This is a genomic window from Antarctobacter sp., assembly GCF_048262615.1.
Taxonomy (GTDB): Bacteria; Pseudomonadota; Alphaproteobacteria; order Rhodobacterales; family Rhodobacteraceae; genus Antarctobacter.
This window is the reverse complement of record NZ_JBLXFB010000007.1, coordinates 181,242-202,561: the sequence shown is the minus strand read 5'-3', so window position 1 is coordinate 202,561 and position 21,320 is coordinate 181,242. Positions and strand designations below refer to the sequence as shown.

The window sequence follows — 21,320 nt, the reverse complement described above, 5'->3', positions numbered from 1 at the left end:
CTCAGGGCAGCGGGTCGGCGGGCGCGCCGTTGAGATGCGTCCAGCGCCGCTCATCGCTGGTGCGTTCGATCAGCTGCACGCGGTCCTCACCGGGATAATGCACCCGGTCGCGCGGGGCGCGGGTGCCGACCACAAGGATGCGTACCGGCGCGTCAGAGCGATTGACAAAGCTGTGGGGCGTTTCCGTTCCGGCGACAAAGGTCGCGGCGGACCCGGCAGAGATCACCTCTTCGCGGTCGCCCTCGATCAGGGTCAGCGTACCCTCCAGCACATAGACCATCTCATCCTCTGATTCGTGCCAGTGGGGATAGGAGGAACGCGCACCGGGCGACAGGATTTCCACCACCGCGCCGAATTGCGTCAGCCCGCCGGAGTCGCTGAACAAGAGCGATTCATAGGTTCCCAGCGGTCCGTCGCCGGAGTTTCGCTGCACGGTGTCTTCGGTAATGATCGGCATGTTGTCTCCCACGGCCGCCCAAGGCCCAACACGAAAAAGGGCCGGTCAACCGACCGGCCCTTTCCCTATAGCACGATTATTGCGATGTGTTACTCGCGGCTTCCGAGAAGCTGAAGCAGGAACATGAACATGTTGATAAAGTCGAGGTAGAGGTTCAGCGCGCCCATGATGGCGGCCTTGCCCAGCCAGTCCTGATCCCCATGCGCCGCATGCTGAATGTAGGTGTTCTTGATGTTCTGCGTGTCATAGGCGGTCAGGCCCGCGAAGATCAGCACACCCAGGATCGACACGGCGAACTGGATCGCCGGGCTGCCAAGGAAGATGTTGATGATCGAGGCGACCAGCAAGCCGATCACACCCATGATCAGGAACGACCCCCAGCCGGAGATGTCCTTTTTCGTGGTGTAGCCCCAGAGGGACAGACCGGCAAAGGCGACCGAGGTGGTCAGAAAGACCTGAATGATCGACAGGCCGGTGTAGACCAGAAAGATCGAGCTGAGCGAGAGGCCCATGAGCACGGCGAAGGCGTAGAACACCAGTTGCACGCCCGCAGCGTTCAGGCGGTTCACCGCCGCGCCGAAACCGAAGAAGATGAACGCCAGCGGAGCGAACATCACCACCCATTTCAGCGGCGACATGTACAGCGCCTCACCCAGTCCGGTTAGGAACTGGCCGTCGCGGATCATCACCGTGGCCCCTGCGGGGTCGGTGGTCACAGCCAGTCCGGAAATCGCCCATGCGGCCAGAAAGGTGATGAAGGTGCCCACGGACATGGTGCCGTAGACCTTGTTCATATGGGCGCGAAGCCCTTCGTCAATCTGGGCAGCGCGTGCGCCGGAGACGCCAGCTGCCCGGACCGTTTGATAATCTGCCATTTAAGCCTCCGAGTAATCCCTGTGTTCCCTCGGACGCCGCTCGTGCATGCGCCCGGAGTTGTCGTAGATATTGGCGGAACGGAGCCGATTTTCAAGAACTTCAGGCCTATTGGTTGGCATTATATCTGCGATATTGTCACCAATGGCGGTCCGGCTCGATCCAATGCGCAGGTGCGTCCCAATCCGGGCGGTCGTCGGGGCGGGCCTTGGGGGCGGTTTTGGCGGCGGTGTCGATGCGCGCGGCGACCGGAGAGTCCCGCAAATTCCGGCCGATACGGAACAGGAACGCGGGGAACAGCGGATCTATTGAGCGGATCATGATGGGGTCCTTCACAGAAATTGATACCTCATGGCCGTGCCATGTTTGCCGTTGATCAATGTGGCGATCCGTGCTTGATATTGAAAGTGAATGTATGTGACGAAACCCATCACAAGAGGTGATGAATGCGCAATCTGGACCTGACCACGCTGCGGTCCTTCGCGGCGGTGGCCCAGTCGGGCGGAGTGACCCGCGCGGCGGGCTTTCTCAACCTGACGCAATCGGCGGTCTCAATGCAGATCAAGCGGCTGGAAGAGATGCTGGACCAGCAATTGCTGGACCGCACCGGGCGCGGGGTGACGCTGACTCCGGCGGGGGCGCAACTGCTGACCTATGCGCAAAAGATGGTTGAGTTGAACGATGAGGCCTACGGACGGCTGACCGACAAGGGGTGGGAGGGCGAAATTCGTCTCGGTGTTCCTGTCGACATTGTCTATCCGGCGATTCCGCAGGTGTTGCAGCGCATGGGGCGCAGTCATCCTCGGGTCAAGATCCAGTTGGTCAGCTCTTTCACGCGGGTGCTGAAGGCGCAGTTCGCCCGTGGCGAAATGGATGTGATCATGACCACGGAAACCGGGGTCGAGGCCGGGGGCGAGACGCTGCTGGAGGTGCCGATGCGCTGGTTTGGGGCCCCGAACGGGCAGGCGGTGCGCCAGCGGCCCCTGCGCATCGCCTTTGCCCGGACCTGCGGGTTTCGCGAGGAAACCATGCGCAGGCTGGACGCGGCGGGGCTGGACTGGGAACTGGCGGTGGATTCCGACAGCGAAACCACCATCGACGCCACGGTCAGCGCCGATCTGGCGGTCACCGCCCGGCTGGAGGGGCATTCCGCCTCCTACCTGATCCCGCTTGACGGTTGCGGGCTGCCGGAACTCGGGATGCAGAAAATAAACCTGTATGTGGGCAGCGGTCAGCCTGCCATCACCCACGCCCTCAGCGATGAGATCCGGCAAAGCATGTCCGCGCTGGCCTGAGCGTCAGACGCCGACGTCGGGGCCGTGGCACAGCATCGGCTTGTCGTTCTGCTGGGCCTCGTACAGCACCGTGCTGGCGGGGTCGTTTTCGAACACCGCGCGCAGCCCGGCACCCTCTTTGAAAAAGCTCCAGCATTGCGGGTCCGGGTTGTCCTCATAGACAAAGCAGATCTGGCTGGACTCTTCGTACCAGAAGCCCTCCTTGCATTTGCCGTCAAGGAAGGACCAGGTCACCTGCCGGTCGGGCAGGTATTTCTCGACCCCGTAGGCCTCACCGTTGAGGCCGAAATACAGGGTTTTCCCGGTCACGTAGCGTTCAAAATCGGAGGCCGACATGGGCTCTGCCGCCAGCGCGGGCAGAGCGGTCAGGCAGGTCAGGGCAAGGGCGACAATGTGTTTCATAAGGCTCAAATTGCCAGAATCCGCCGGCGCCCGGAAGTGGGGTATTCATGAATGGTTAACCGTAAGCGGTCTCTGGCCGGTGTTGCGCGGCGGTCCAGCGGCGGGCGCGGGGGTCCATTATCCGGCGCCAGACCGGCGGGATCAGCGCGATGACCGCCATCGTGGGCAGGGCATAGGGCAGGATCGGCATGGCCTGCCGGTCAAGGTCCAGACCGGGATAGGGGCGCGCGGGATGCGCGTGGTGGTCGGAATGGCGCGGCGCGTTGAGCATCAGGGCCGAGGTAAAGCTGTGCGGCGCGTTCCAGCTATGTTGCGGGCCGACCGGTTCGGCCTTGCCGGGGGCGATGTCGCGCCGCTGCAAACCGTAGTGCTGCACGTAGTCGGACAACAGCAGTTGCACCTGCGCATAGGCGGAAATGGCGATCAGCGCGGCACCGCCTTTGGGGCCCGCCAGAAGCAGCGCAATGGCCAGAGACAGGGCCGCGCCGGACAGATAGCCCAGGTATGGATGCAGCCCGCTACCCCGCCGCAACCGCGATTCGGCCCGGTAGCCCGCCCGAAAAGCCCCGACCCAGGCCCGCAGCGCGAAGGCGTAAAAGCTTTCCCCGGCGCGCGCCGAGTTGGGATCGCGGCGCGTGGCGGCGTGAACATGGTGGACGCGCACATGGGCCGAGGCATGGTGCCCGAACAGGATCGAGGCATAAACCGCCACACCCAGCCGCCGCAGGCTGCGCGACCCGCGATGGATCAGCTCATGCGCGTTGGCGTTTCCCACCTGTCCGATGAACAGGGAGAGTGACAGGAAAATCAGTATCTTGTCAGGCGTTGTTGCGGCGCTTGCCGCCAGCGTCCAGACAGCGCCATACAGCAGCGGGAAGTGGGCCAGCGCCAGACAGACCGACAGCCCGTCACCGGCGGGAAATTCCTGCCCCGGATGATCCGGCCCGGCCAGGGCAGACAGGCGGTCCATGCCATAGGCAAAGACCGTGATATAGATCAGCGCAAGCGCCGGAAACGGCGCGCCGAACAGCAACGCCGCCGCCAGAAGTAAGACTATTCCATGCGTTGCCAAGATGAACCGCAGCATGAATGCTCCTGTAAGGCCCGGAGTTTAACATATCGGAACATTCCGTTCCCGATGCGACGAAACCGGGCGTTTTTCTGGGCGCAGTGACGCGGGAATGCGTCGTTTTTCGGTCCCGCCGCCCGGAGGAACGGATATATGGTGCGCGGCAGGCAAGGGAGACATGCATGGCACTCGACGAACGCAAAGGCGTCTGGAAATCGGGCAAGGGCAAGGGGCGGGTCACGCCCAAGGGCCGCCAGGTCGAGGATCAGGCTTGGGAAGAGGTCAAGGCGCTGTTGGGCGACCGCCCGCGCAATCGCGACCTGCTGATCGAGTTCCTGCATCTGATTCAGGACGCTAACGGCCACCTGTCGGCGGCGCATCTGCGCGCTCTGGCCGAAGTGATGCGCCTGTCGATGGCCGAGGTTTACGAGGTGGCCAGCTTTTACGCCCATTTCGACATCGTCAAAGAGGGCGAGACCCCGCCGCCCGCGCTGACCATCCGTGTCTGCGATTCGCTGTCCTGCGAACTGGCCGGGGCCGAGCAGTTGCGCGCCGCTCTGGAGGAAGGCATGGACCCGGCAGAGGTCCGCGTTCTGCGCGCGCCCTGCATGGGCCGGTGTGACACCGCGCCGGTGCTGGAACTGGGGCACAACCACATCGACCACGCCACCGTGGACAAGGTGCGCGCGGCGATTGACGCCAAGGACACGCACGCACATATCCCCGAATATCAGGGGTTTGACGCCTATTCCTCAGATGGCGGCTATGCCGTTCTGACGGACTTGCGCGCCAATGGTGACTGGGAAGCCGTGCAGGAAACCGTTTTGTCCTCTGGCCTGCGCGGGTTGGGCGGCGCGGGGTTCCCGTCGGGGCGCAAATGGGGCTTTGTCCGCGCCAATCCGGGTCCGCGCTATCTGGCGGTGAATGGCGACGAGGGGGAGCCGGGCACCTTCAAGGATCGCTTTTACCTTGAGCGGGAACCGCATGTTTTCCTTGAGGGAATGCTGATCGCGGCCTGGGCGGTGGAGGCGGAGCGCTGTTATATCTACATGCGCGACGAATACCCCGCCTTGCTGGAGGTCCTGCGCGTCGAGATCGCCCGGATCGAAGAGGCGGGGCTGGTCGACAAGGGCTATATCGACCTGCGGCGCGGCGCCGGGGCCTATATCTGCGGCGAAGAAAGCGCGATGATCGAGTCGATCGAGGGCAAGCGCGGGATGCCGCGTCATCGTCCGCCCTATGTGGCGCAGGTCGGGCTGTTTGACCGCCCTACACTGGTTCACAACATCGAGACGCTGTACTGGGTGGCGAAGGTCTGCCGCGACGGGCCCGAAATCCTGTCCGGCGTTGAAAAGAACGGTCGCAAGGGGCTGCGCTCTTACTCGGTTTCCGGGCGCGTGGCGCAACCGGGTGTCCATCTGCTGCCCGCCGGGTCCACCATCCTTGACGTGATCGAGGCCGCCGGTGGCATGGCCGAGGGGCACCGCTTCAAGGCCTATCAGCCGGGCGGCCCGTCGTCGGGGCTGTTGCCCGCGTCGATGGATGACATCCCGCTGGATTTTGACACCTTGCAGCCGCATGGCAGCTTTATCGGCTCGGCGGCGGTGGTTGTCCTGTCGGACAAGGACAGCGCCCGCGACGCGGCGCTGAACATGTTGCGGTTCTTTGAGGACGAAAGCTGTGGTCAGTGTACGCCATGCCGGGTGGGCTGCGAAAAGGCGGTCAAGCTGATGAGCGCGGAAAGCTGGAACCAGCCCTTGCTGGAGGAGCTTTGCGTGGCCATGGCGGATGCCTCGATCTGCGGGCTGGGGCAGGCGGCGCCAAACCCGATCCGGATGACCATCAAACACTTCCCCGACGAGGTTTGATCGGTTTTTCACAATGAAACTTGTCCACAGGCGCCTGTGGACAAGTTTTTTGCGGGTTTTGTGCAAGCAGACCGCGCTTCAACGGGCGTGGCGACCGCCGCAATCGAGGCCCGGACGGGGCGGTAAGGCCGCAAAGCCACCTTTCAATGCACGCTCAGGCGTATTAGGTGGGGGAAACCGCAGCATCAGGCGACCCCCATGTCTTTTTTCGGCAAGCTCAAGAACCGGTTGTTAAAATCCTCGTCCAAGCTGGACGAAGGACTGGACGCCATTGTTCAGGACGGGGGAGAGGACGCCCCCGCCGCGACCCCGGCCCCCACGCCCCCGCATCCCGAGACCCCGCCGACACCGTCCACCGCACCCGCACCGCAAGGCGCGCCCGAGCCTGCGCGCCCGGTGCCCGAGCCTGTGACCGTGGCCCCCGCCGCGCCGCCAAAGCCGGACACCGCCAAACGGCAGGGCGGTCTGCTTGGCCGGCTCATGGGGCGCTCGGCGGACAGCGCGCCGGTGGTGCGCCGGGTGCTTGACGACGACATGCTGGAACAGCTTGAGGAACTGCTGATCGCCTCTGACATGGGGGTGGACACCGCGCTGCGGGTGACCGCCAACATCGCGGAGGGGCGGTTTGGCAAACGGCTGTCGGTGGATGAGATCAAGCAGGCGCTGGCGTCAGAGATTGCCCGCGTGATGGACCCGGTTGCGCGCCCGTTGCCTCTGTACCCGAAAAAACCGCAGGTGGTGCTGGTTGTCGGCGTGAACGGCTCTGGCAAGACCACGACCATCGGCAAGCTGGCCAGCCAGTTCAAGGCGGCGGGCAAGCAGGTGGTGATCGCCGCGGGCGACACCTTTCGCGCCGCCGCGGTGGAACAGTTGCAGGTCTGGGGCGACCGCGCCGGTGTGCCGGTCCTGACCGCCCCCGAGGGCAGCGACCCGGCCAGCCTTGCGTTTGATGCAATGACAAAGGCGCAGGCCGAAGGCGCGGACCTGCTGTTGATCGACACCGCCGGACGGTTGCAGAACCGCGCCGACCTGATGGAAGAGCTGGCCAAGATTGTCCGCGTGATCCGCAAGAAAGACCCGGATGCGCCGCACAACACGCTGCTGGTGCTGGACGCCACCACCGGGCAGAACGCGCTCAGTCAGGTCGAGACCTTCCGCAAGCTGGCCGATGTCACCGGGCTGGTGATGACCAAGCTGGACGGCACGGCGCGTGGCGGTGTGCTGGTGGCGCTGGCGGACAAGTTCGGTCTGCCGATCCACGCCATCGGCGTGGGAGAGCAGATCGACGATCTTGCCCCCTTCGATCCCGAGGAATTCGCCGCCGCCCTGACCGGGCTGGAGGTGGAATGAATCCGTCCCGTCGGTGTGAGCGCCCCGCATGAGCGCGTGGCTGCTCTCGCTCGAAGGGACCGAGGCCGGGCATGTCGCGGCGCTGTGGCTGGCTCTGCTGGCGGCATTTCTGCACGCGGTCTTTGGCGCGTTGCAGAAGGGGCGGCACGATCCATGGGCCTCGCGCATGGCGATCGACGGCTGGCTGGTGGTGCTGACCTTTCCGATGATCTTTCTGGTGCCATGGCCAGAGCCGCACATGTGGCCGCTGTTTGTCGGGATGGTCGCGATCCACTTTGGCTACAAGTTTCTACAGGCCATGGCCTATATGCGCGGCGCGTATACGGTGGTCTACCCGGTGGTGCGCGGCACCGGACCGCTGTTTGCCGTCATCGGCGCATGGCTGATCTTTGGCGAGACCTTTTCCACGGTGCAGTGGATGGGGCTGGGGGTGTTGCTGGCCGGGATCTTCGGACTGGCGGTCTACAACCTGATCTTTTTGCAGACCGCGCGGGAGACGCTGGTCCCGGCGCTGGGTTATGCCCTTGCGACGGGGCTGTTTGTGGCGCTTTACACCACCTATGACGCCTACGGCATCCGGGCCACGGCGAACCCGTTCACCTTTCTGGCGTGGTTCTTTTTCCTCGCCTCTCTGGATTTTCCGCTGATGATGCTGGTGACGCCGATGCGGCACCGGCTGGCCGGTGTGCCGCTGAAGCCGCTGCTGACGCGGGGGCTGGCCGGGGCGCTGGTGGCCTATGGCAGCTTTGGGTCGGTGATGATGGCGACCCGGCTGGACAAGGTTGGCGAGGCGGCGGTGCTTCGCGAAACCTCGACGGTGTTTGCCGCCGTCATCGGCTGGCTGGTGCTGCGGGAGACGGTGGGGCCACGGCGGATTGCGCTGATGACCCTGATCGCGGCGGGGGCGGTGATCGTTGAACTTGGCGGCTGAAGGCCCTAAGGGGCGCTGAAACAGGATGGAGACGCGCGGCATGGAAAAACGGCAGGTCAACCCGATGGTGAAGGCGGCGCTGGAATTCGGCCCGCTGATCGGCTTTCTGGTCGCCTACTTTTGGCTCAAGGACCGGATCTTTGTCATTGGCGGCACCGAGTACGAGGGGTTCATCGTGGTCACCGCCGGGTTCATCCCGGTTTTTCTGATAGGCATGGGCGCGCTTTGGTGGCTGACCGGGCATCTGAGCCGGATGCAAATGGTCACGGCGGTGCTGATCGTGGTTTTTGGCGGGTTGAGCGTCTGGCTGAATGACGCCCGATTCTTCAAGATGAAGCCGACGTTGATCTATGTGCTGTTCGGCGGGGCCTTGGCGGTGGGGCTGATGCGCGGCGAAAGCTGGCTGCAACTGGTGATGGAAGGGTTGATCCCGCTCAAACATGAGGGCTGGATGATCCTGACCCGCCGGGTGACGGCGCTGTTTCTGGCGCTGGCGGTTCTGAACGAAGTGATCTGGCGCACCCTGAGCACGGACACTTGGGTTCTGTTCAAGTTTCCCGGTCTTCCGCTGGCGGTGTTTGTGTTCTTCATGTTCCAGGGCGGGCTGTTCAAGGCCTATGGGACCGAGGAGCCGGAGGGCGACTGAGGTCGTTCTGTTGCGTGCGTGAGGTAGACAGGGCGGGCCGCCGGACGGGACTCGTCGCGGCCCCAAGGGGCCGCAACATCGCCCGCCCGCCGACCCTGTGGAATCGCGCCTGACGGCGCGTTTTCCGCTTTGCGATTCACCCGCGAACAGACCCGCCTGTTCCCCGAAGCCATCGCTCGCTTTCTTGCTGCCTGAGCCACCCGGCGGCGGGCGACAAGGGCAAGCCGCCTGCGGCGGGGCTGCGCCCCCTTGTCCCCCGCCACCGGGCGTCTCTTTTCGGCATCAAGCGAGAGATGGCTCCGGCGAACAGGCTTGGGCGGCCGGGGAGGCTGTCATGCGCCCCGGTCGATCCGCGTGCTGAGGTGAATCAGGCTTTCCGAGGCCCTGACGCCTTTGGCCTCGCCGATGGTGTCCAGTGTTTTGTCGAGCGCTTCGGTGGTGGCGGCGCTGAGGGTGGCGATCATGTCGAACCGGCCCGAGGTGGTATGGACCGTTTCCACCGCCGTCAGCGATTTGAGTCGCGACAGCACCGCGGCGGTGGCGCGCGGTTCCACCGAGATCAGCACCGTGGCGCGCAGGGCCGGGTGCAGGCCGGGGCCGCGTTTCAGGGTGTAGCCAGCGATGACGCCGCGCGCCTCCAGCCGGTCGAGCCGTGCCTGCACCGTGGTGCGTGCCAACCCGAGGCGTCGGGCGAGATCGGCCACCGGCAGGCGGGCGTTCTCCGCCAGAGCAGCGATAAGGGCACGGTCGGTTTCGTCTATCTGCACATTCATTTCGTCGATCCGTCTGAAATGTCCATATGGTTTGTGAGTTTTGACAGGTGAATTCACCCGTCGCAAGCCGCAGGCTGACGCGGCAGGCGAACAGGAGGCACAGGCAATGGTGCTGCAACAGGCATTTCAGCGCGATCCCGCGCTATGGTTGGCGCGGATGCGTCCCGACGACCCGGTTTTCTTTTTCGATCCGGCGCGGCTGCGCGCCACGGCGGCGCTGTTCATGGCGCATTTCCCCGGTGAGGTGACCTATGCGGTCAAGGCCAATCCCGAAGCGGCGGTGCTGGACGGGTTGGCGGCGGCGGGGATGGCGGCTTTTGACGTGGCCTCACCCGACGAGATGGCGCAGGTGCGCCGCGCGGCCCCGGACGCCCGGCTGCATTACCACAATCCGGTGCGGTCGCGGGCCGAGATTGCGGTGGCGCGGGGCTTGGGCATCACCTCGTGGTCGGTTGACCGGCAGTCGGAACTGGACAAGCTGGGGCCGCTGGAGGGCACCGAGGTCGCGGTGCGGCTGAAGCTGCCCGTTGCGGGGGCGGCCTATGATTTCGGCTCGAAATTCGGCGCGGGACCAGAAGAGACCGCCGCGTTGCTGCGTGCGGTTGTGGCCAAGGGCGGCGCGCCATCGCTCACCTTTCATCCCGGAACCCAGTGCCGGGAGGCGAAGGCCTGGGAAACCTATATCCGGGCGGCGGCCGGGATTGCCGAGGGCGCGGGTGTCCGGCTGTATCGGCTGAACGTCGGCGGGGGGTTTCCGGCCCACCGCGAGGAGCCCGCCCCGGATCTGCCGGCGCTGTTTGCCGCCATCGACCGTGCGGTGGCCGGGGCCTTTGGCAAGGCCCGCCCGGCGTTGGTCTGCGAACCCGGACGGGCCATGGTGGCCGGGTGTTTTGATCTGGCGTTGCGGGTCAAGGCGCGGGACGGGGACGCGATCTTTCTGAACGACGGCATGTATGGCGGCTTGGCGGAGTGGCGCGACATCGCGCCGTCGACCCGGGTGAGCGTTCTGGACGCCGATGGTGGTCCGCGATCGGGCGAAAGCCGTCGCATGACCGTGTTCGGGCCGACCTGCGACAGCCTTGACCGGCTGCCCGACGGTTTGCGGCTGCCCGTTGGGCTGGAAGAAGGGGATTATCTGCTGTTTCAGGGCTGCGGGGCCTATTCCTTTGCGCTGGCTACGCGGTTCAATGGATACGGGGCGCAACGGATCGTGACTTTGGCCAGACAGTGACGCGCGCGGGGGTAAAGCCGCCTTTGGTTTGCCTTTGAGGGGTCCGCGCCTCTGGACACCTGCGCCATGACCTCTAATGTCCGGCTCAAAGCCAAACAGCGCGAGGAAGAGTCCCATGGACAAGTTCGGCAAGAGCCAACCAGTGACGCGGGTCGAAGACGTTCGTTTTCTGACCGGGCATGGACGCTATGTGGATGATATTGCGCCGGACGGGTCGCTGCGCGCCTATGTGTTCCGTTCGCCCGTGGCCCATGCGGAGATCACCACGCTGGACGTGAGCGAGGCGCGCGCCGCAGAGGGGGTGCATCTGGTCGTGACCTCCGCCGACATGCTGGCCGCCGGGATCGACATTGGCATGGCGTCGGCGCTGATCGGCAACCGCGACGGGACGCAGGGGGCCAACCCCAAGCGCCCGGTGCTGGCCGAAGACCGCGTGCGTTACGTGGGTGAGCCGGTGGCCGTGGTTGTGGCCGAGACCCTGGAGCAGGCGCGCGACGCGGCTGAGTTAATCGAATTCGACTATGACGAACTGCCGGTGGCGATGGCCACGGCGGCGGGCGACAACACCGTTCACCCCGAAGCTCCCGACAACCGCGCCTTTGATTTCGGGATCGGCGATGAGGAGGCCACCAACGCGGCCTTTGCGGCGGCGGCCAAAACCGTGTCGCTGGAGGTTGGTGACAACCGCATCATCGTGAACTCGATGGAGCCGCGCGGCGCCTATGCGGAATGGCAGGACGGGCGCGTGCATCTGGCCTTTGGCGGGCAGGGCGTCTGGGGCATGAAGGGCGAACTGGCCCGCACCTACCACATGGAGCCGGAACAAATCCGCATCACCAACCCCGACGTCGGTGGCGGTTTCGGGATGAAGGGCTTTCCCTATCCCGAATACTTCGTGCTGCCCTTTGCGGCGCGGGAAACCGGACGCCCGGTGCGCTGGATGTCGGACCGGACAGAGGCGATGCTGTCGGACAACGGCGGGCGCGATCTGGTGACGCTGGCCGAACTGGCCTTTGACGAGAACAACCGGATCACCGGCTACCGTCTGCACACCCGGTCCAATCTGGGCGCGTATAACGGCATGTTCGGGCAGATGATCCAGTCGAACCTTTTTGCCCGCGTGCTGACCGGCACCTACGATATCCAGACCGCCTATTACCGCTGCGAAGGGTTCTATACCAACACCGTGCAGGTGGATGCCTATCGCGGCGCGGGCCGTCCCGAGGCGATCTATGTGCTGGAGCGGGTCATGGACCGTGCCGCGCGTGAACTGGGTCTGGACCCGCTGGAACTGCGCCGGATCAACTTTATCAAACCCGCGCAATTCCCCTACAAGACGGTCACCGGCGAAAACTATGACGTGGGCGATTTTGTCCGCGTCATGGGCCATGCCGAACGTTCCGCGGATCTTGCGGGTTTTGCGGCGCGCAAGGCCGCGTCCGAGGCGGCGGGAAAGCTGCGCGGACTGGGAACCTGTTATTACATCGAGTCTATCCTTGGCGCTCCGAATGAGGACGTGAAGGTGGAATTCACCGAGGACGGCGGCGCAAAGATCTATGTCGGCACCCAGTCGAACGGGCAGGGGCATGAAACCGTGTTCCGCCAGTTCCTGTCGGACCAGACCGGCATCCCGGCGGATTTGATCGAGGTGGTGCAGGGCGACAGTGACCTGATCGCCAGCGGCGGCGGCACCGGCGGGTCGCGCTCTGTCACCGTGCAGACCAACGTGACATTGCAGGCGGTGGCCTCGATTGTCGAAGGGTTCTCTGACTTCCTCGCTGGTGAACTGGGGGTGGAGGCTGCTGACGTGCGGTTTGACGATGAAACCTTCCGCGCGGAGGGGTCGAACGTGACGCCGACCATGCTGGAAGTGGCAAAGATGGCGCGTGACGCAGGCCGCGACGACCTGCTGACATGGCAAGAGACGGCAACCCTGCCGGGCCGGTCCTACCCCAATGGCTGTCATGTCGCCGAGGTCGAGATCGACCCGGAGACCGGTGAGGTGGTCTGTGACCGCTTCAACGTGGTCGATGATTTTGGCAATCTGATCAACCCGATGCTGGCAGAGGGTCAGGTGCATGGCGGCGTGGTGCAGGGCATCGGTCAGGCGCTGACGGAACGGGTGGTCTATGACGCGGACGGGCAGCTGCTCACGGCCTCGTTCATGGACTATGCGATGCCGCGGGCCGACAGTGTTCCGATGATCGGATTCGAATTTGAGCCGGTGCCATCGACCGCCAACCCCATGGGCATGAAAGGCTGTGGCGAGGCCGGGACCGTGGGCGCATTGGCGGCGGTGTCGAATGCGGTGCAGGACGCGCTGTGGCATCACGGCGTCAGACAAGTGGACATGCCCTTCACGCCGCAGCGCGTTTGGGCCATGCTGGAAGGCGATGCGATCGCGGCTGAGTGATACTGTGTTCGGCTGGTTCCGCCGCCGACCTGCGGCGGACCACTCGGCCTATGCGCGGCGGCGCGGGCCGGTCGATCATGTCATCATCCTTGACGGCACCATGTCCTCGCTCAAGCCCGGCTCCGAGACCAATGCCGGGCTGACCTACCTGCTTCTCAAGGAAAAGGGCCATGCCTCGCTGTTCTATGAGGCAGGCGTGCAGTGGACGGACTGGGCCACCACCCCGGACGTGGCGCTGGGGCGTGGTATCAACCGCCAGATCCGGCGGGCCTATGGCTATCTTGCCTCGCGGTATCGGCCGGGCGACCGGATCTTTCTGATGGGCTATTCGCGCGGCGCATTTGCGGCGCGGTCGCTTGCCGGGATCATCGACATGGTGGGGCTGTTGCGCGCCGAAAGCGCGACAGAGCGCAACATCCGGCAGATTTATCGCCTGTATCAATACGCGCCAAAGGGCGAGGCGGCGGCGGCCTTTGCGGCGCAGACCTGCCACGACAGTGCGCCGATCGAGATGATCGGGGTGTGGGATTCGGTCAAGGCGCTGGGCCTGCGGCTGCCGCTGCTCTGGCGGCTGACAGAGCCGGGGCACATGTTCCACAGTCATGCGCTGGGCGCCTCGATCCGGCACGGCTATCACGCGCTGGCCTATGATGAGACCCGCGCCGCCTTTGCGCCGGTGCTGTGGGACTGCCCGCCGGATTGGGCGGGCAAGGTCGAACAGGTCTGGTTTCGCGGCACCCACGGCGATATCGGCGGCCAGCTTGGCGATTTCGAGGCGGCGCGGCCCCTGGCCAACATCCCGCTGGTCTGGATGCTGGAAAAGCTGGAGGGTTGCGGCGTCGATCTGCCGGCGGGCTGGCGGGCGCGGTTCCCCTGTGACGCAGAGGCGCCCTCGGTCGGGACATGGATGGGTCTGGGCAAGATTTTTGTGTTGCGCGGGGGGCGCACCGTTGGCCGCGATCCGTCCGAGAGCCTGCACCCGACGCTGGTGCGCAGCCTTGCCGCCGCCGCGCCGCAGGTCGCGGAGTAGGGCGTCAAGAAAAATGTTCACAGTTTCTTTACAGGGCTTGGAACTGTGGCATTCTCGCCTATCTCTCTAACAGGCCGCAGGGACGGAACCCCTGTGAGACCTTCACTGTCCCTCGTTCCGTGACTTGCGCCCGGGTTCTGCCCCGGGCGCTTTTTCTTTCGCGCCGGGCGCGTTATGGCTGGATCATGCAGTATTCCGACGACAAGCTGAAAGAGATTCTCAACCGCACCAAGGTGGTCGCGGTTGTTGGTGTGTCGATGAACCCGGTGCGGCCCAGTTACTATGTCGCCCGCTACCTGTCGCTGAAGGGCTTCACGGTCATTCCGGTAAATCCGGGCCATGCCGGTAAAGTGCTGTTCGGGCAAGAGGTGCGGGCCACGCTTGCCGAGTGTCCGAAAGAGGTCGACATGGTCGACATCTTTCGCCGCCCCGACCATGTGCCGCCCATCGTCGCAGAGGCGCTGGAGGTCTTTCCCGCGCTCAGGACGGTCTGGATGCAGATCGGCGTCGTGAACGAAGAGGCCGCCGCCATGGCCGAAGCGCGCGGCGTGGAGGTGGTCATGGACCGCTGCCCCAAGATCGAATACCAGCGCCTGTTCGGCGAGTTGCGCATGGGCGGCTTCAACACCGGGATCATTTCGTCAAAACTATAGGCCACGCCGGACGGACGCTGTTCCGCGCGTGCCGCGCGAAAGACGCCCCGCCCGCCGTCCCATGGCCCGCGCTATTGGCTGGCCGGGCTGCGCAACTGGCTGTGGGTAAAGCCCATCTTCTTGCGCACCGGCGGCGTCAGCACAAAGGGATAGAGATCCGGCAGTTCCAGCGCCCGGTTCACATGGGTCACCGCCATCGACAGCTGGATTGCATGGTTCAGCACGGCATCGGTGTTGGCCTCCGCATAGGCGTCATATCCGGCCACCGGCCCGCCGGGCAGCGCAAGGCCTGCGGCGGCGGCGCTGTCGGCGATGTCCACCAGATGCAGCAGGTGGGCGACGGTCTCGGCCCAGTCCTCATGCGGGTGGGCGGTGGCGTAGGGCGTGACATGGGTGTCGCCGGGATCGCGCGGGTTTGCATAGTGGCGTTCCAGCGCCTCGGCATAATCGGCACGTTCGTCGCCAATCAACTGCCGAAACCCGTGGAGAAAGCCCTTGTCCTTTGACAGCCGTTCGAACAGGAAATGCGCGCATTCGTGACGCATGTGGCCCAGCATGGTGCGGTACATCTCACCCAACTGGTCCTGACGTTCGGCGCGCAGCGCCTCGTCGGCCTCGGTCACGTTGATGGTGATGACGCCAAAGGCATGGCCCATGGTCACCTCGGCATCGCCATGCGCCGTCTCTTCGGACAACATGCGGAACACCGGGCGGTCGCCGGGGTCCGCATCGGTGAACCAGCCCCAGCGCGCAAGATTGGCCAGCATCCAGCGTTTCGCCTCTTCGGTGCGGGCCCAGAGTGGCAGGTTGTCGGTCTCGCGCAGGTCGGGCACGACCTCTGTCATCACACAGGAGCGGCACAGCCCCTCGGCCTCGGGGTCGTCTTCGGGGAGCCAGTTACAGCCGATGGACCGGTGGTTTGCGCAACGGTCCGTTGCGACAACCATGGTCTGCGCCTCGGGGTCAAACGCGACCTGTTGGCCGCAGGCGCAGCGGTCGTTTTCGAAGTAGAGCGGCGTGGCGCAGGCCGGGCATTTGAAGATTTGCATCGGGGACCTTTCAGGGCGGTTTGACGGGCAACGCGCGACCACGCGCTGCGGTTGCCGCGCATCCCGCGCTTTGTGATCAAGTGGGGGTGCGGGTCGCCTTGATCCAGCCCTCACAGGCGGATTTCGCCTCGTGCAGCGCATCCGGGTCCGCAAAGGCCTGTGTCGGGATGACGATGTATTCCATCTGGCCGGTCAACAGCAAAAGCCCTTCGGGGTCTTCGATCACGTCAAGGACGGCAGGCCAGCGGATCAGGCTGTCGATCAGGTCGCTGCGAATATGCAGGCCTTCGGGTGTCAGGTCGAACTGTTGCGGCGCGCTGCGGATCGGCGCATCGCGGACCGAGTCCCAGACATGGCGGCGACGCCAAAGGGACAGCCAGACCAGCGCGGCAAACAGAACCAGCAACGGCAGGTATGACGACCAGTCTGGCAGGCGCAGGGCGGTCAGATTGGCGACGAGGACCAGCAGGAACATCAAGACGATATAGACGCCAAGGCAGGCCAGAACGCCCCAGCGCATCAGCCACGGCTGATGCCGTTTGCGCAGGCGTCCGCAGATGCGGGCGTGGTTCAGCCCGGAAACCGTGCCGGTGAAACTCAGATCAGCCATAAGTGCCTCCTTTAGCGGGATGCCTTTTCGGCGAGGCCCGAAGTGCCTTGGCGGCGGGCCAGTTCGGCCATGACATCGGCCAGCGCCACATCGCGGGATTTCAGCATGACCAGCAGGTGAAACAACACATCCGCCGCCTCCGAGGTCAGCTTCTCGCGGTCGTTCCGGACCGCTTCGATGATCGCTTCGACCGCCTCTTCGCCGAACTTCTCGGCGCATTTCTCCGGCCCCTTGGCCAGCAACTTTGCGGTCCAGCTGTCATCGGGAGAGGCGGCGGCGCGGGCGGCGATGGTCTGTTCGAGGTCGTCAAGGGTCATGGCGGGTCCTTCAGAGGCGGCTGTCGCAGGTCAGGATGGTGTTGAGAAGCGACCAGAGCTGGCCCTCCATCGGCGTACCCAGCACCTGCGCGCGGTTGAGGGGCGTGAACACCGGTCGCACCTCTGCGGCGTCCTTTTCGGGCCAGTCCAGCAGGGTGGGGCCATCGCGCGAGATACCGACACGCAGTGCCCAGCGTTCATCCGGTCCGGCGCCGTCAGTCCAGTCACCGATATAGAGCCGCACCAGCGGCAGGTGATCGGGTTTGCCCAACGTCACGCCGACCGTGTACCACCCGGCGGACAGGTCGCCGACCTCCAGATAGCCGGTGACAACCGTCGTGGGCGCGCCGCAGCACTTGCAGGCGGTCTCTTCGGTCTCGCCCTCGCGCAGGGTGACATCAGAGCCGTCGCTGATCATCTGCGCGCGCTCATATCCGCACCGGGATACCGGCGGCGGCCATATGGGCCTTGGCCTCACCCACGGTAAAGGTGCCAAAGTGAAAGATCGAGGCGGCCAGCACGGCGCTGGCATGGCCTTCGGTCACGCCTTCGACAAGGTGATCCAGCGTGCCGACCCCGCCGCTTGCGATCACCGGAATATCCACCGCGTCGGCAATGGCGCGGGTCAGCGGCAGGTTGAAGCCCGCCTTGGTGCCGTCGCGGTCCATCGAGGTCAGCAGGATTTCCCCCGCACCCTTGGCGGCGATCATCTTGGCGAATTCCACCGCGTCGATGCCGGTGGGTTTGCGCCCGCCGTGGGTAAAGATCTCCCACCGGCCCGGCGCGACAGTCTTGGCGTCAATGGCGCAGACAATGCACTGGCTGCCAAACTGGTCGGCGGCCTCTGCCACCACATCCGGGTTGGCGACGGCGGCAGAGTTGAACGACACCTTGTCGGCCCCCGCCAGCAGCAAGGCGCGGACATCGGCCACCGTGCGCACGCCACCGCCCACGGTCAGCGGGATGAAACACTGCTCGGCGGTGCGCGTCACCACGTCGAACATGGTGCCACGGTTTTCATGGGTGGCGTGGATGTCGAGAAAACAGATCTCATCCGCGCCGGCGGCGTCATAGGCGCGGGCGGCGTCCACCGGGTCACCGGCGTCGCGCAGATCGACAAAGTTGACGCCCTTGACCACACGGCCATCAGCGACATCGAGGCAGGGGATGATACGGGTCTTCAGCATGGCAGCGGCGTAGCGCGAAACAGCCGGGTTGGGAAGGGGCGGTGTGGATTGGAACTCACGCGCGGATCACCGGGTTGTTCATGGGCAAAGGTGCCGCGATGCCCGAGGCTGGCACCGACGATCCACTCAGAGGAGCGACAGCGATGCGCAAGATGATGACAGCGACGGCGGTTGTACTGGCCGGACTTCCGGCCATGGTCATGGGCGAGACGGTGAAGGTAAAGGCCGACGCGCCGGTGCCGCAGGTCATGGATGCTCTACAGGCCGCAGTCGAAGGGGCAGGGGCCACGGTCTTTGCGCGGGTCGATCACACGGGCGGCGCGATGAGCGTCGACATGAACCTGTCCCCGGCGCAATTGCTGATCTTTGGCAACCCCTAGCTGGGCACACCGGCGATGCAGGATGACATTGAGGCAGGTCTGCTGCTGCCGCTGCGCGTGCTGGTTTACAGCGATGCGGAGGGCCAGACATGGCTGGCCTATGCCGATCCGGCAGAGCTGAGCGCGCTGGACGGGATCGCAGAGGATGCGCCCTATATCGCGATGATGCAGGGCGCGTTGAAAAAGCTGACCGGGGCCGCCGCAGGGATGTAGCCGCTCAGCCCTTGAGCGCGTCCAGCGCCTCTGCGAGGTCAATCGCGCCGTCGTAAAGCGCCCGGCCGGAAATGGCCCCGTTCAGCGGCGCGCCGCAATTGCGCAGCGCCTTGAGGTCGGCGATGGAGGACACCCCGCCCGAGGCGATGACCGGGATGGTCACGGCATTGGCCAGCGCCGCCGTCGATTCGACATTCGGGCCCATCATCGCGCCGTCGCGGTTGATGTCGGTGTAGATGATCGCGGCCACGCCCGCGTCCTCATAGCTGCGCGCCAGTTCGACGGCATCGACCTGAGTCACCTCGGCCCAGCCCTTGGTCGCGACGCGGCCATCCTTGGCGTCGATGCCCACGGCCACCTGACCGGGAAAGGCGCGGGCCGCCTCGCGCACCAGTTCGGGGCGTTCGACCGCCACGGTGCCAAGGATCACGCGGGCCAGCCCCTTGCCCAGCCACATTTCGATGGTGGCCATGTCGCGGATGCCGCCGCCCAGTTGGGTGGGCGTCTTGCACTGTTCCAGAATGGCCTCAACGGCGGCGGCATTCACCGGGGCACCGGCGAACGCGCCGTTCAGATCCACCAGATGCAGCCACTCACAGCCCTTGGCGACAAACTCCAGCGCCTGCGCGGCGGGATCGTCGTTGAACACGGTGGCCTTGTCCATGTCGCCGCGCAGCAGGCGCACGGCCTTGCCGTCTTTCAGGTCAATCGCGGGATAGAGGATCATGTCTTTGGCCCTTACAGTCATTTCCCGCGCCTTATTATGACGCCACGACAGACGCAAGCCGACCTTGCGTCATGCTTGATCGGCGCGTCACAGAGCCGTCACAGTCAAAGCTGTCCATTGGGAGGAAACAGGGATGAAGATTTTACGGATTGCAGCGGTGCTGGGCCTGATCGCGGGGGCCGCCGCCGCCGACCCGATCGAAGGCGTGTGGAAGACCGAAACCGACGATGGCGCCTATGCCTATGTCACCATGGCCCCCTGCGGCGCCAAGCTGTGCGGCGTGATCTCGCGCACCTTCAATGCGCAGGGGGAGTACAATTCGGCAAACAAGGGCAAGAAGCTGGTGATCGACATGGCCCCCAGCGGCGGCGGCAAATACGCGGGCAATGTCTGGCGTCCGTCGAACAACAAGATCTACATCGGCAAGATGACCCTGAACGGCAACAGCCTCAAGCTGCGCGGCTGCGTGGCGGGCGGGCTGATCTGTTCGGCCCAGACATGGAGCCGGGTGCAGTAAACGCCCCTTCGGCCCGCCCGGGATTATTTATCTGGGCGGGCTTGCAACCACTGGTAATCGGCCCCGGCGGGGCCATATCCGAACGAGTCTCACTCCAGTGCAAAGGAACGCACGCCATGACTCGTTTTCGCCTGCTCGCACCTCTGGTGTTTGTCAGTTTGGCGGCCCCGGCTTTTGCCGATCCTGCGGTTGGCCTCTGGCGGACGGAACCGGACCGCAAGAACCTGACAAGTCATGTCCAGATCGCCCAATGCGGCGCATCGCTCTGCGGAACCGTGCTCAAGGCCTTTGACGCGCAGGGCAAGGAAGTGAAAACCGCCAACGTGGGCAAGCAGTTGTTCTGGGATCTCAAACCCGCCAGCGCCGGGACCTATGACGGCGGCACGGTCTTTGTCCCGTTGCTGAACGTCAAGGCGAACGCCAAGGCCAAGCTGTCGGGCAACACGCTGCGCGTGACCGGCTGCAAGGGGTTGGTCTGCGACGGCCAGACCTGGACCCGTGTGAACTGAGCGAATTAGAAACGCGGCATGCCAAAAGGGTTTGGCATGCCGCGCTCGGCCTGCGGCCTCGCAAGATTTTGGGGTATTTTGACAGAGAAGAAACCGGAACCCGGTGCGCGGAGTCCGGGCTGGCGCGTCAGGGTCGCCAGGTCAGGAAATTGGCGATCATCCGCAGCCCGGCGGCGGCGCTTTTCTCCGGGTGGAACTGAAACCCGATCATGGTGTCATGGGCGACAATGGCGGTGACATCGCCGCCATAGCCGACATGGGCCACGCGCTGGTCCGGCGCGCTCATGCGCATCTGGTAGGAATGCACAAAATAGGCGTGCTCCCCGGTGTCGATGCCGTCCAGCACCGGGTGGGGGCGGTCGATCACCAGATCGTTCCAGCCCATATGCGGCACTTTCAAAGAGGTGTCGGCGGGGGCAATCCGTTCGACCTCGCCGTCGATCCAGCCCAGGCCGGGCGTTTCGGTGTATTCATGCCCTTTGCGCGCCATAAGCTGCATGCCGACGCAGATGCCAAGGAACGGGCGGCCGCGGGTCTGGACCGCCTCGACCATGGCCTGAAAGCAGCCCGAGGCGCGCAAGGCGCCGGCGCAGGCCGGAAAGGCACCGTCACCGGGCAGCACAAGACGGTCGGCAGAGGCGACGACATCGGGGTCGTCGGTGACGCGCACCTCTCCGGCACCTGTCTCAAGCGCCATTTTCTGAAACGCCTTTTCGGCGGAATGCAGATTGCCGCTTTCGTAGTCGATGATTGCCGTCAGCATCGCGGGCTCCCGTGGTATGGCGCGCGTCTGGTCGCGCAATGGGCAGGGCGGGTCAAG

Annotated in this window: 26 protein-coding genes; 13 read left to right on the top strand and 13 right to left on the bottom strand. The window is 64.8% G+C overall.

From position 1 onward, the window contains the following. Nucleotide 1: 1 nt before the first annotated feature. The 3 genes from ACN0S5_RS10365 to ACN0S5_RS10355 form a co-directional block, all read right to left on the bottom strand. Nucleotides 2-457, bottom strand: coding sequence for a cupin domain-containing protein (locus ACN0S5_RS10365; protein ID WP_417208103.1), 456 nt, complete (start codon nt 455-457; stop codon nt 2-4). A gap of 89 nt (nt 458-546) precedes the next feature. Further along, nucleotides 547-1,332 (bottom strand): Bax inhibitor-1 family protein, encoded by a 786-nt coding sequence (locus tag ACN0S5_RS10360; RefSeq protein ID WP_417208102.1) that lies wholly within the window; start codon nt 1,330-1,332, stop codon nt 547-549. A gap of 136 nt (nt 1,333-1,468) precedes the next feature. Next, entirely contained in the window at nt 1,469-1,651 is a 183-nt protein-coding gene (locus ACN0S5_RS10355; protein ID WP_417208101.1) for a hypothetical protein, read from the bottom strand. A gap of 125 nt (nt 1,652-1,776) precedes the next feature. Here ACN0S5_RS10355 and ACN0S5_RS10350 point away from each other — a divergent pair, with 125 nt between their 5' ends. Continuing rightward, on the top strand, nt 1,777-2,625 hold the full coding sequence (locus ACN0S5_RS10350; protein ID WP_417208100.1) for a LysR family transcriptional regulator: 849 nt from the start codon (nt 1,777-1,779) through the stop codon (nt 2,623-2,625). Between the two features lie 3 nt (nt 2,626-2,628). Here ACN0S5_RS10350 and ACN0S5_RS10345 read toward each other — a convergent pair whose 3' ends face one another. Then, entirely contained in the window at nt 2,629-3,027 is a 399-nt protein-coding gene (locus ACN0S5_RS10345) for a hypothetical protein (RefSeq protein ID WP_417208139.1), read from the bottom strand. Nucleotides 3,028-3,082: 55 nt separating this feature from the next. Further along, nucleotides 3,083-4,114: an alkane 1-monooxygenase gene (locus tag ACN0S5_RS10340; RefSeq protein ID WP_417208099.1), complete on the bottom strand. Its 1,032-nt coding sequence runs from the start codon at nt 4,112-4,114 to the stop codon at nt 3,083-3,085. Nucleotides 4,115-4,278: 164 nt separating this feature from the next. Between ACN0S5_RS10340 and ACN0S5_RS10335 the strand changes: the two genes are divergently transcribed. The 4 genes from ACN0S5_RS10335 (at nt 4,279) to ACN0S5_RS10320 (ending at nt 8,891) form a co-directional block, all read left to right on the top strand. Beyond that, on the top strand, nt 4,279-5,964 hold the full coding sequence (locus tag ACN0S5_RS10335) for an NAD(P)H-dependent oxidoreductase subunit E (RefSeq protein WP_417208098.1): 1,686 nt from the start codon (nt 4,279-4,281) through the stop codon (nt 5,962-5,964). A gap of 198 nt (nt 5,965-6,162) precedes the next feature. Next, nucleotides 6,163-7,314, top strand: a complete 1,152-nt coding sequence (gene ftsY / locus ACN0S5_RS10330) for a signal recognition particle-docking protein FtsY (protein WP_417208097.1) — start codon at nt 6,163-6,165, stop codon at nt 7,312-7,314. 28 nt (nt 7,315-7,342) lie between these two features. After that, the gene (locus tag ACN0S5_RS10325; protein WP_417208096.1) at nt 7,343-8,245 is read left to right on the top strand and encodes an EamA family transporter; all 903 of its coding nucleotides are present in this window, start codon (nt 7,343-7,345) and stop codon (nt 8,243-8,245) included. Nucleotides 8,246-8,285: 40 nt separating this feature from the next. After that, the gene (locus ACN0S5_RS10320; RefSeq protein ID WP_417208095.1) at nt 8,286-8,891 is read left to right on the top strand and encodes an inner membrane-spanning protein YciB; all 606 of its coding nucleotides are present in this window, start codon (nt 8,286-8,288) and stop codon (nt 8,889-8,891) included. A gap of 332 nt (nt 8,892-9,223) precedes the next feature. Here ACN0S5_RS10320 and ACN0S5_RS10315 read toward each other — a convergent pair whose 3' ends face one another. After that, nucleotides 9,224-9,658 (bottom strand): Lrp/AsnC family transcriptional regulator, encoded by a 435-nt coding sequence (locus tag ACN0S5_RS10315; RefSeq protein ID WP_417208138.1) that lies wholly within the window; start codon nt 9,656-9,658, stop codon nt 9,224-9,226. Between the two features lie 112 nt (nt 9,659-9,770). On the opposite strand from ACN0S5_RS10315, the gene ACN0S5_RS10310 reads away from it, so the two are divergent. The 4 genes from ACN0S5_RS10310 to ACN0S5_RS10295 all read left to right on the top strand — a co-directional run bounded on the left by ACN0S5_RS10310 (nt 9,771) and on the right by ACN0S5_RS10295 (nt 14,991). Further along, nucleotides 9,771-10,895 (top strand): type III PLP-dependent enzyme, encoded by a 1,125-nt coding sequence (locus ACN0S5_RS10310; RefSeq protein WP_417208094.1) that lies wholly within the window; start codon nt 9,771-9,773, stop codon nt 10,893-10,895. A gap of 115 nt (nt 10,896-11,010) precedes the next feature. Continuing rightward, nucleotides 11,011-13,308 (top strand): xanthine dehydrogenase family protein molybdopterin-binding subunit, encoded by a 2,298-nt coding sequence (locus tag ACN0S5_RS10305; RefSeq protein ID WP_417208093.1) that lies wholly within the window; start codon nt 11,011-11,013, stop codon nt 13,306-13,308. Beyond that, complete coding sequence (locus tag ACN0S5_RS10300) at nt 13,289-14,338, top strand: DUF2235 domain-containing protein (RefSeq protein ID WP_417208092.1); 1,050 nt, start codon at nt 13,289-13,291, stop codon at nt 14,336-14,338. The genes ACN0S5_RS10305 and ACN0S5_RS10300 overlap by 20 nt, the downstream gene beginning before the upstream one ends. A gap of 185 nt (nt 14,339-14,523) precedes the next feature. Beyond that, nucleotides 14,524-14,991 carry a CoA-binding protein gene (locus ACN0S5_RS10295; RefSeq protein ID WP_417208091.1) on the top strand — a complete coding sequence of 156 codons (468 nt, stop codon included), beginning with the start codon at nt 14,524-14,526 and terminating at the stop codon, nt 14,989-14,991. Nucleotides 14,992-15,062: 71 nt separating this feature from the next. Here ACN0S5_RS10295 and ACN0S5_RS10290 read toward each other — a convergent pair whose 3' ends face one another. The 5 genes from ACN0S5_RS10290 to hisF all read right to left on the bottom strand — a co-directional run bounded on the left by ACN0S5_RS10290 (nt 15,063) and on the right by hisF (nt 18,154). Continuing rightward, a complete protein-coding gene (locus tag ACN0S5_RS10290; protein ID WP_417208090.1) occupies nt 15,063-16,040 on the bottom strand; it encodes a zinc-binding metallopeptidase family protein in 978 nt (325 codons plus the stop codon). A 76-nt stretch (nt 16,041-16,116) separates the two neighbouring features. Next, entirely contained in the window at nt 16,117-16,650 is a 534-nt protein-coding gene (locus ACN0S5_RS10285) for a YcxB family protein (RefSeq protein ID WP_417208089.1), read from the bottom strand. Nucleotides 16,651-16,661: 11 nt separating this feature from the next. Beyond that, nucleotides 16,662-16,967 (bottom strand): phosphoribosyl-ATP diphosphatase, encoded by a 306-nt coding sequence (locus tag ACN0S5_RS10280; RefSeq protein WP_417208088.1) that lies wholly within the window; start codon nt 16,965-16,967, stop codon nt 16,662-16,664. A 10-nt stretch (nt 16,968-16,977) separates the two neighbouring features. Further along, on the bottom strand, nt 16,978-17,385 hold the full coding sequence (locus ACN0S5_RS10275) for a hypothetical protein (RefSeq protein WP_417208087.1): 408 nt from the start codon (nt 17,383-17,385) through the stop codon (nt 16,978-16,980). 10 nt (nt 17,386-17,395) lie between these two features. Next, nucleotides 17,396-18,154 carry an imidazole glycerol phosphate synthase subunit HisF gene (gene hisF, locus ACN0S5_RS10270; protein WP_417208086.1) on the bottom strand — a complete coding sequence of 253 codons (759 nt, stop codon included), beginning with the start codon at nt 18,152-18,154 and terminating at the stop codon, nt 17,396-17,398. A 41-nt stretch (nt 18,155-18,195) separates the two neighbouring features. Between hisF and ACN0S5_RS10265 the strand changes: the two genes are divergently transcribed. Both ACN0S5_RS10265 and ACN0S5_RS10260 read left to right on the top strand, forming a co-directional pair. Further along, nucleotides 18,196-18,534 carry a hypothetical protein gene (locus ACN0S5_RS10265; RefSeq protein ID WP_417208085.1) on the top strand — a complete coding sequence of 113 codons (339 nt, stop codon included), beginning with the start codon at nt 18,196-18,198 and terminating at the stop codon, nt 18,532-18,534. Next, complete coding sequence (locus ACN0S5_RS10260) at nt 18,535-18,747, top strand: DUF302 domain-containing protein (protein ID WP_417208137.1); 213 nt, start codon at nt 18,535-18,537, stop codon at nt 18,745-18,747. A 4-nt stretch (nt 18,748-18,751) separates the two neighbouring features. Here the strand turns inward: ACN0S5_RS10260 and hisA are convergent, their stop codons facing one another. After that, on the bottom strand, nt 18,752-19,474 hold the full coding sequence (gene hisA, locus ACN0S5_RS10255; protein WP_417208084.1) for a 1-(5-phosphoribosyl)-5-[(5-phosphoribosylamino)methylideneamino]imidazole-4-carboxamide isomerase: 723 nt from the start codon (nt 19,472-19,474) through the stop codon (nt 18,752-18,754). 133 nt (nt 19,475-19,607) lie between these two features. Between hisA and ACN0S5_RS10250 the strand changes: the two genes are divergently transcribed. Together ACN0S5_RS10250 and ACN0S5_RS10245 are read left to right on the top strand one after the other, a co-directional pair. After that, complete coding sequence (locus ACN0S5_RS10250; RefSeq protein ID WP_417208083.1) at nt 19,608-19,991, top strand: DUF2147 domain-containing protein; 384 nt, start codon at nt 19,608-19,610, stop codon at nt 19,989-19,991. 116 nt (nt 19,992-20,107) lie between these two features. After that, entirely contained in the window at nt 20,108-20,500 is a 393-nt protein-coding gene (locus ACN0S5_RS10245; protein ID WP_417208082.1) for a DUF2147 domain-containing protein, read from the top strand. A gap of 127 nt (nt 20,501-20,627) precedes the next feature. On the opposite strand, the gene hisH is transcribed toward ACN0S5_RS10245, so the two are convergent. After that, the gene (gene hisH, locus ACN0S5_RS10240) at nt 20,628-21,263 is read right to left on the bottom strand and encodes an imidazole glycerol phosphate synthase subunit HisH (protein ID WP_417208081.1); all 636 of its coding nucleotides are present in this window, start codon (nt 21,261-21,263) and stop codon (nt 20,628-20,630) included. Nucleotides 21,264-21,320: the final 57 nt, after the last annotated feature.

Coding starts and splice junctions, on each gene's coding strand:
- ACN0S5_RS10310 (WP_417208094.1), top strand. CDS start 9,771: ATGGTGCTGCAACAGGCATTTCAGCGCGATCCCGCGCTATGGTTGGCG.
- hisH (WP_417208081.1), bottom strand. CDS start 21,263: ATGCTGACGGCAATCATCGACTACGAAAGCGGCAATCTGCATTCCGCC.
- hisA (WP_417208084.1), bottom strand. CDS start 19,474: ATGATCCTCTATCCCGCGATTGACCTGAAAGACGGCAAGGCCGTGCGC.
- ACN0S5_RS10365 (WP_417208103.1), bottom strand. CDS start 457: ATGCCGATCATTACCGAAGACACCGTGCAGCGAAACTCCGGCGACGGA.
- ftsY (WP_417208097.1), top strand. CDS start 6,163: ATGTCTTTTTTCGGCAAGCTCAAGAACCGGTTGTTAAAATCCTCGTCC.
- hisF (WP_417208086.1), bottom strand. CDS start 18,154: ATGCTGAAGACCCGTATCATCCCCTGCCTCGATGTCGCTGATGGCCGT.
- ACN0S5_RS10320 (WP_417208095.1), top strand. CDS start 8,286: ATGGAAAAACGGCAGGTCAACCCGATGGTGAAGGCGGCGCTGGAATTC.
- ACN0S5_RS10300 (WP_417208092.1), top strand. CDS start 13,289: ATGCGATCGCGGCTGAGTGATACTGTGTTCGGCTGGTTCCGCCGCCGA.
- ACN0S5_RS10350 (WP_417208100.1), top strand. CDS start 1,777: ATGCGCAATCTGGACCTGACCACGCTGCGGTCCTTCGCGGCGGTGGCC.
- ACN0S5_RS10275 (WP_417208087.1), bottom strand. CDS start 17,385: ATGATCAGCGACGGCTCTGATGTCACCCTGCGCGAGGGCGAGACCGAA.
- ACN0S5_RS10335 (WP_417208098.1), top strand. CDS start 4,279: ATGGCACTCGACGAACGCAAAGGCGTCTGGAAATCGGGCAAGGGCAAG.
- ACN0S5_RS10345 (WP_417208139.1), bottom strand. CDS start 3,027: ATGAAACACATTGTCGCCCTTGCCCTGACCTGCCTGACCGCTCTGCCC.
- ACN0S5_RS10340 (WP_417208099.1), bottom strand. CDS start 4,114: ATGCTGCGGTTCATCTTGGCAACGCATGGAATAGTCTTACTTCTGGCG.
- ACN0S5_RS10355 (WP_417208101.1), bottom strand. CDS start 1,651: ATGATCCGCTCAATAGATCCGCTGTTCCCCGCGTTCCTGTTCCGTATC.
- ACN0S5_RS10360 (WP_417208102.1), bottom strand. CDS start 1,332: ATGGCAGATTATCAAACGGTCCGGGCAGCTGGCGTCTCCGGCGCACGC.
- ACN0S5_RS10305 (WP_417208093.1), top strand. CDS start 11,011: ATGGACAAGTTCGGCAAGAGCCAACCAGTGACGCGGGTCGAAGACGTT.
- ACN0S5_RS10250 (WP_417208083.1), top strand. CDS start 19,608: ATGAAGATTTTACGGATTGCAGCGGTGCTGGGCCTGATCGCGGGGGCC.
- ACN0S5_RS10285 (WP_417208089.1), bottom strand. CDS start 16,650: ATGGCTGATCTGAGTTTCACCGGCACGGTTTCCGGGCTGAACCACGCC.
- ACN0S5_RS10245 (WP_417208082.1), top strand. CDS start 20,108: ATGACTCGTTTTCGCCTGCTCGCACCTCTGGTGTTTGTCAGTTTGGCG.
- ACN0S5_RS10290 (WP_417208090.1), bottom strand. CDS start 16,040: ATGCAAATCTTCAAATGCCCGGCCTGCGCCACGCCGCTCTACTTCGAA.
- ACN0S5_RS10295 (WP_417208091.1), top strand. CDS start 14,524: ATGCAGTATTCCGACGACAAGCTGAAAGAGATTCTCAACCGCACCAAG.
- ACN0S5_RS10325 (WP_417208096.1), top strand. CDS start 7,343: ATGAGCGCGTGGCTGCTCTCGCTCGAAGGGACCGAGGCCGGGCATGTC.
- ACN0S5_RS10280 (WP_417208088.1), bottom strand. CDS start 16,967: ATGACCCTTGACGACCTCGAACAGACCATCGCCGCCCGCGCCGCCGCC.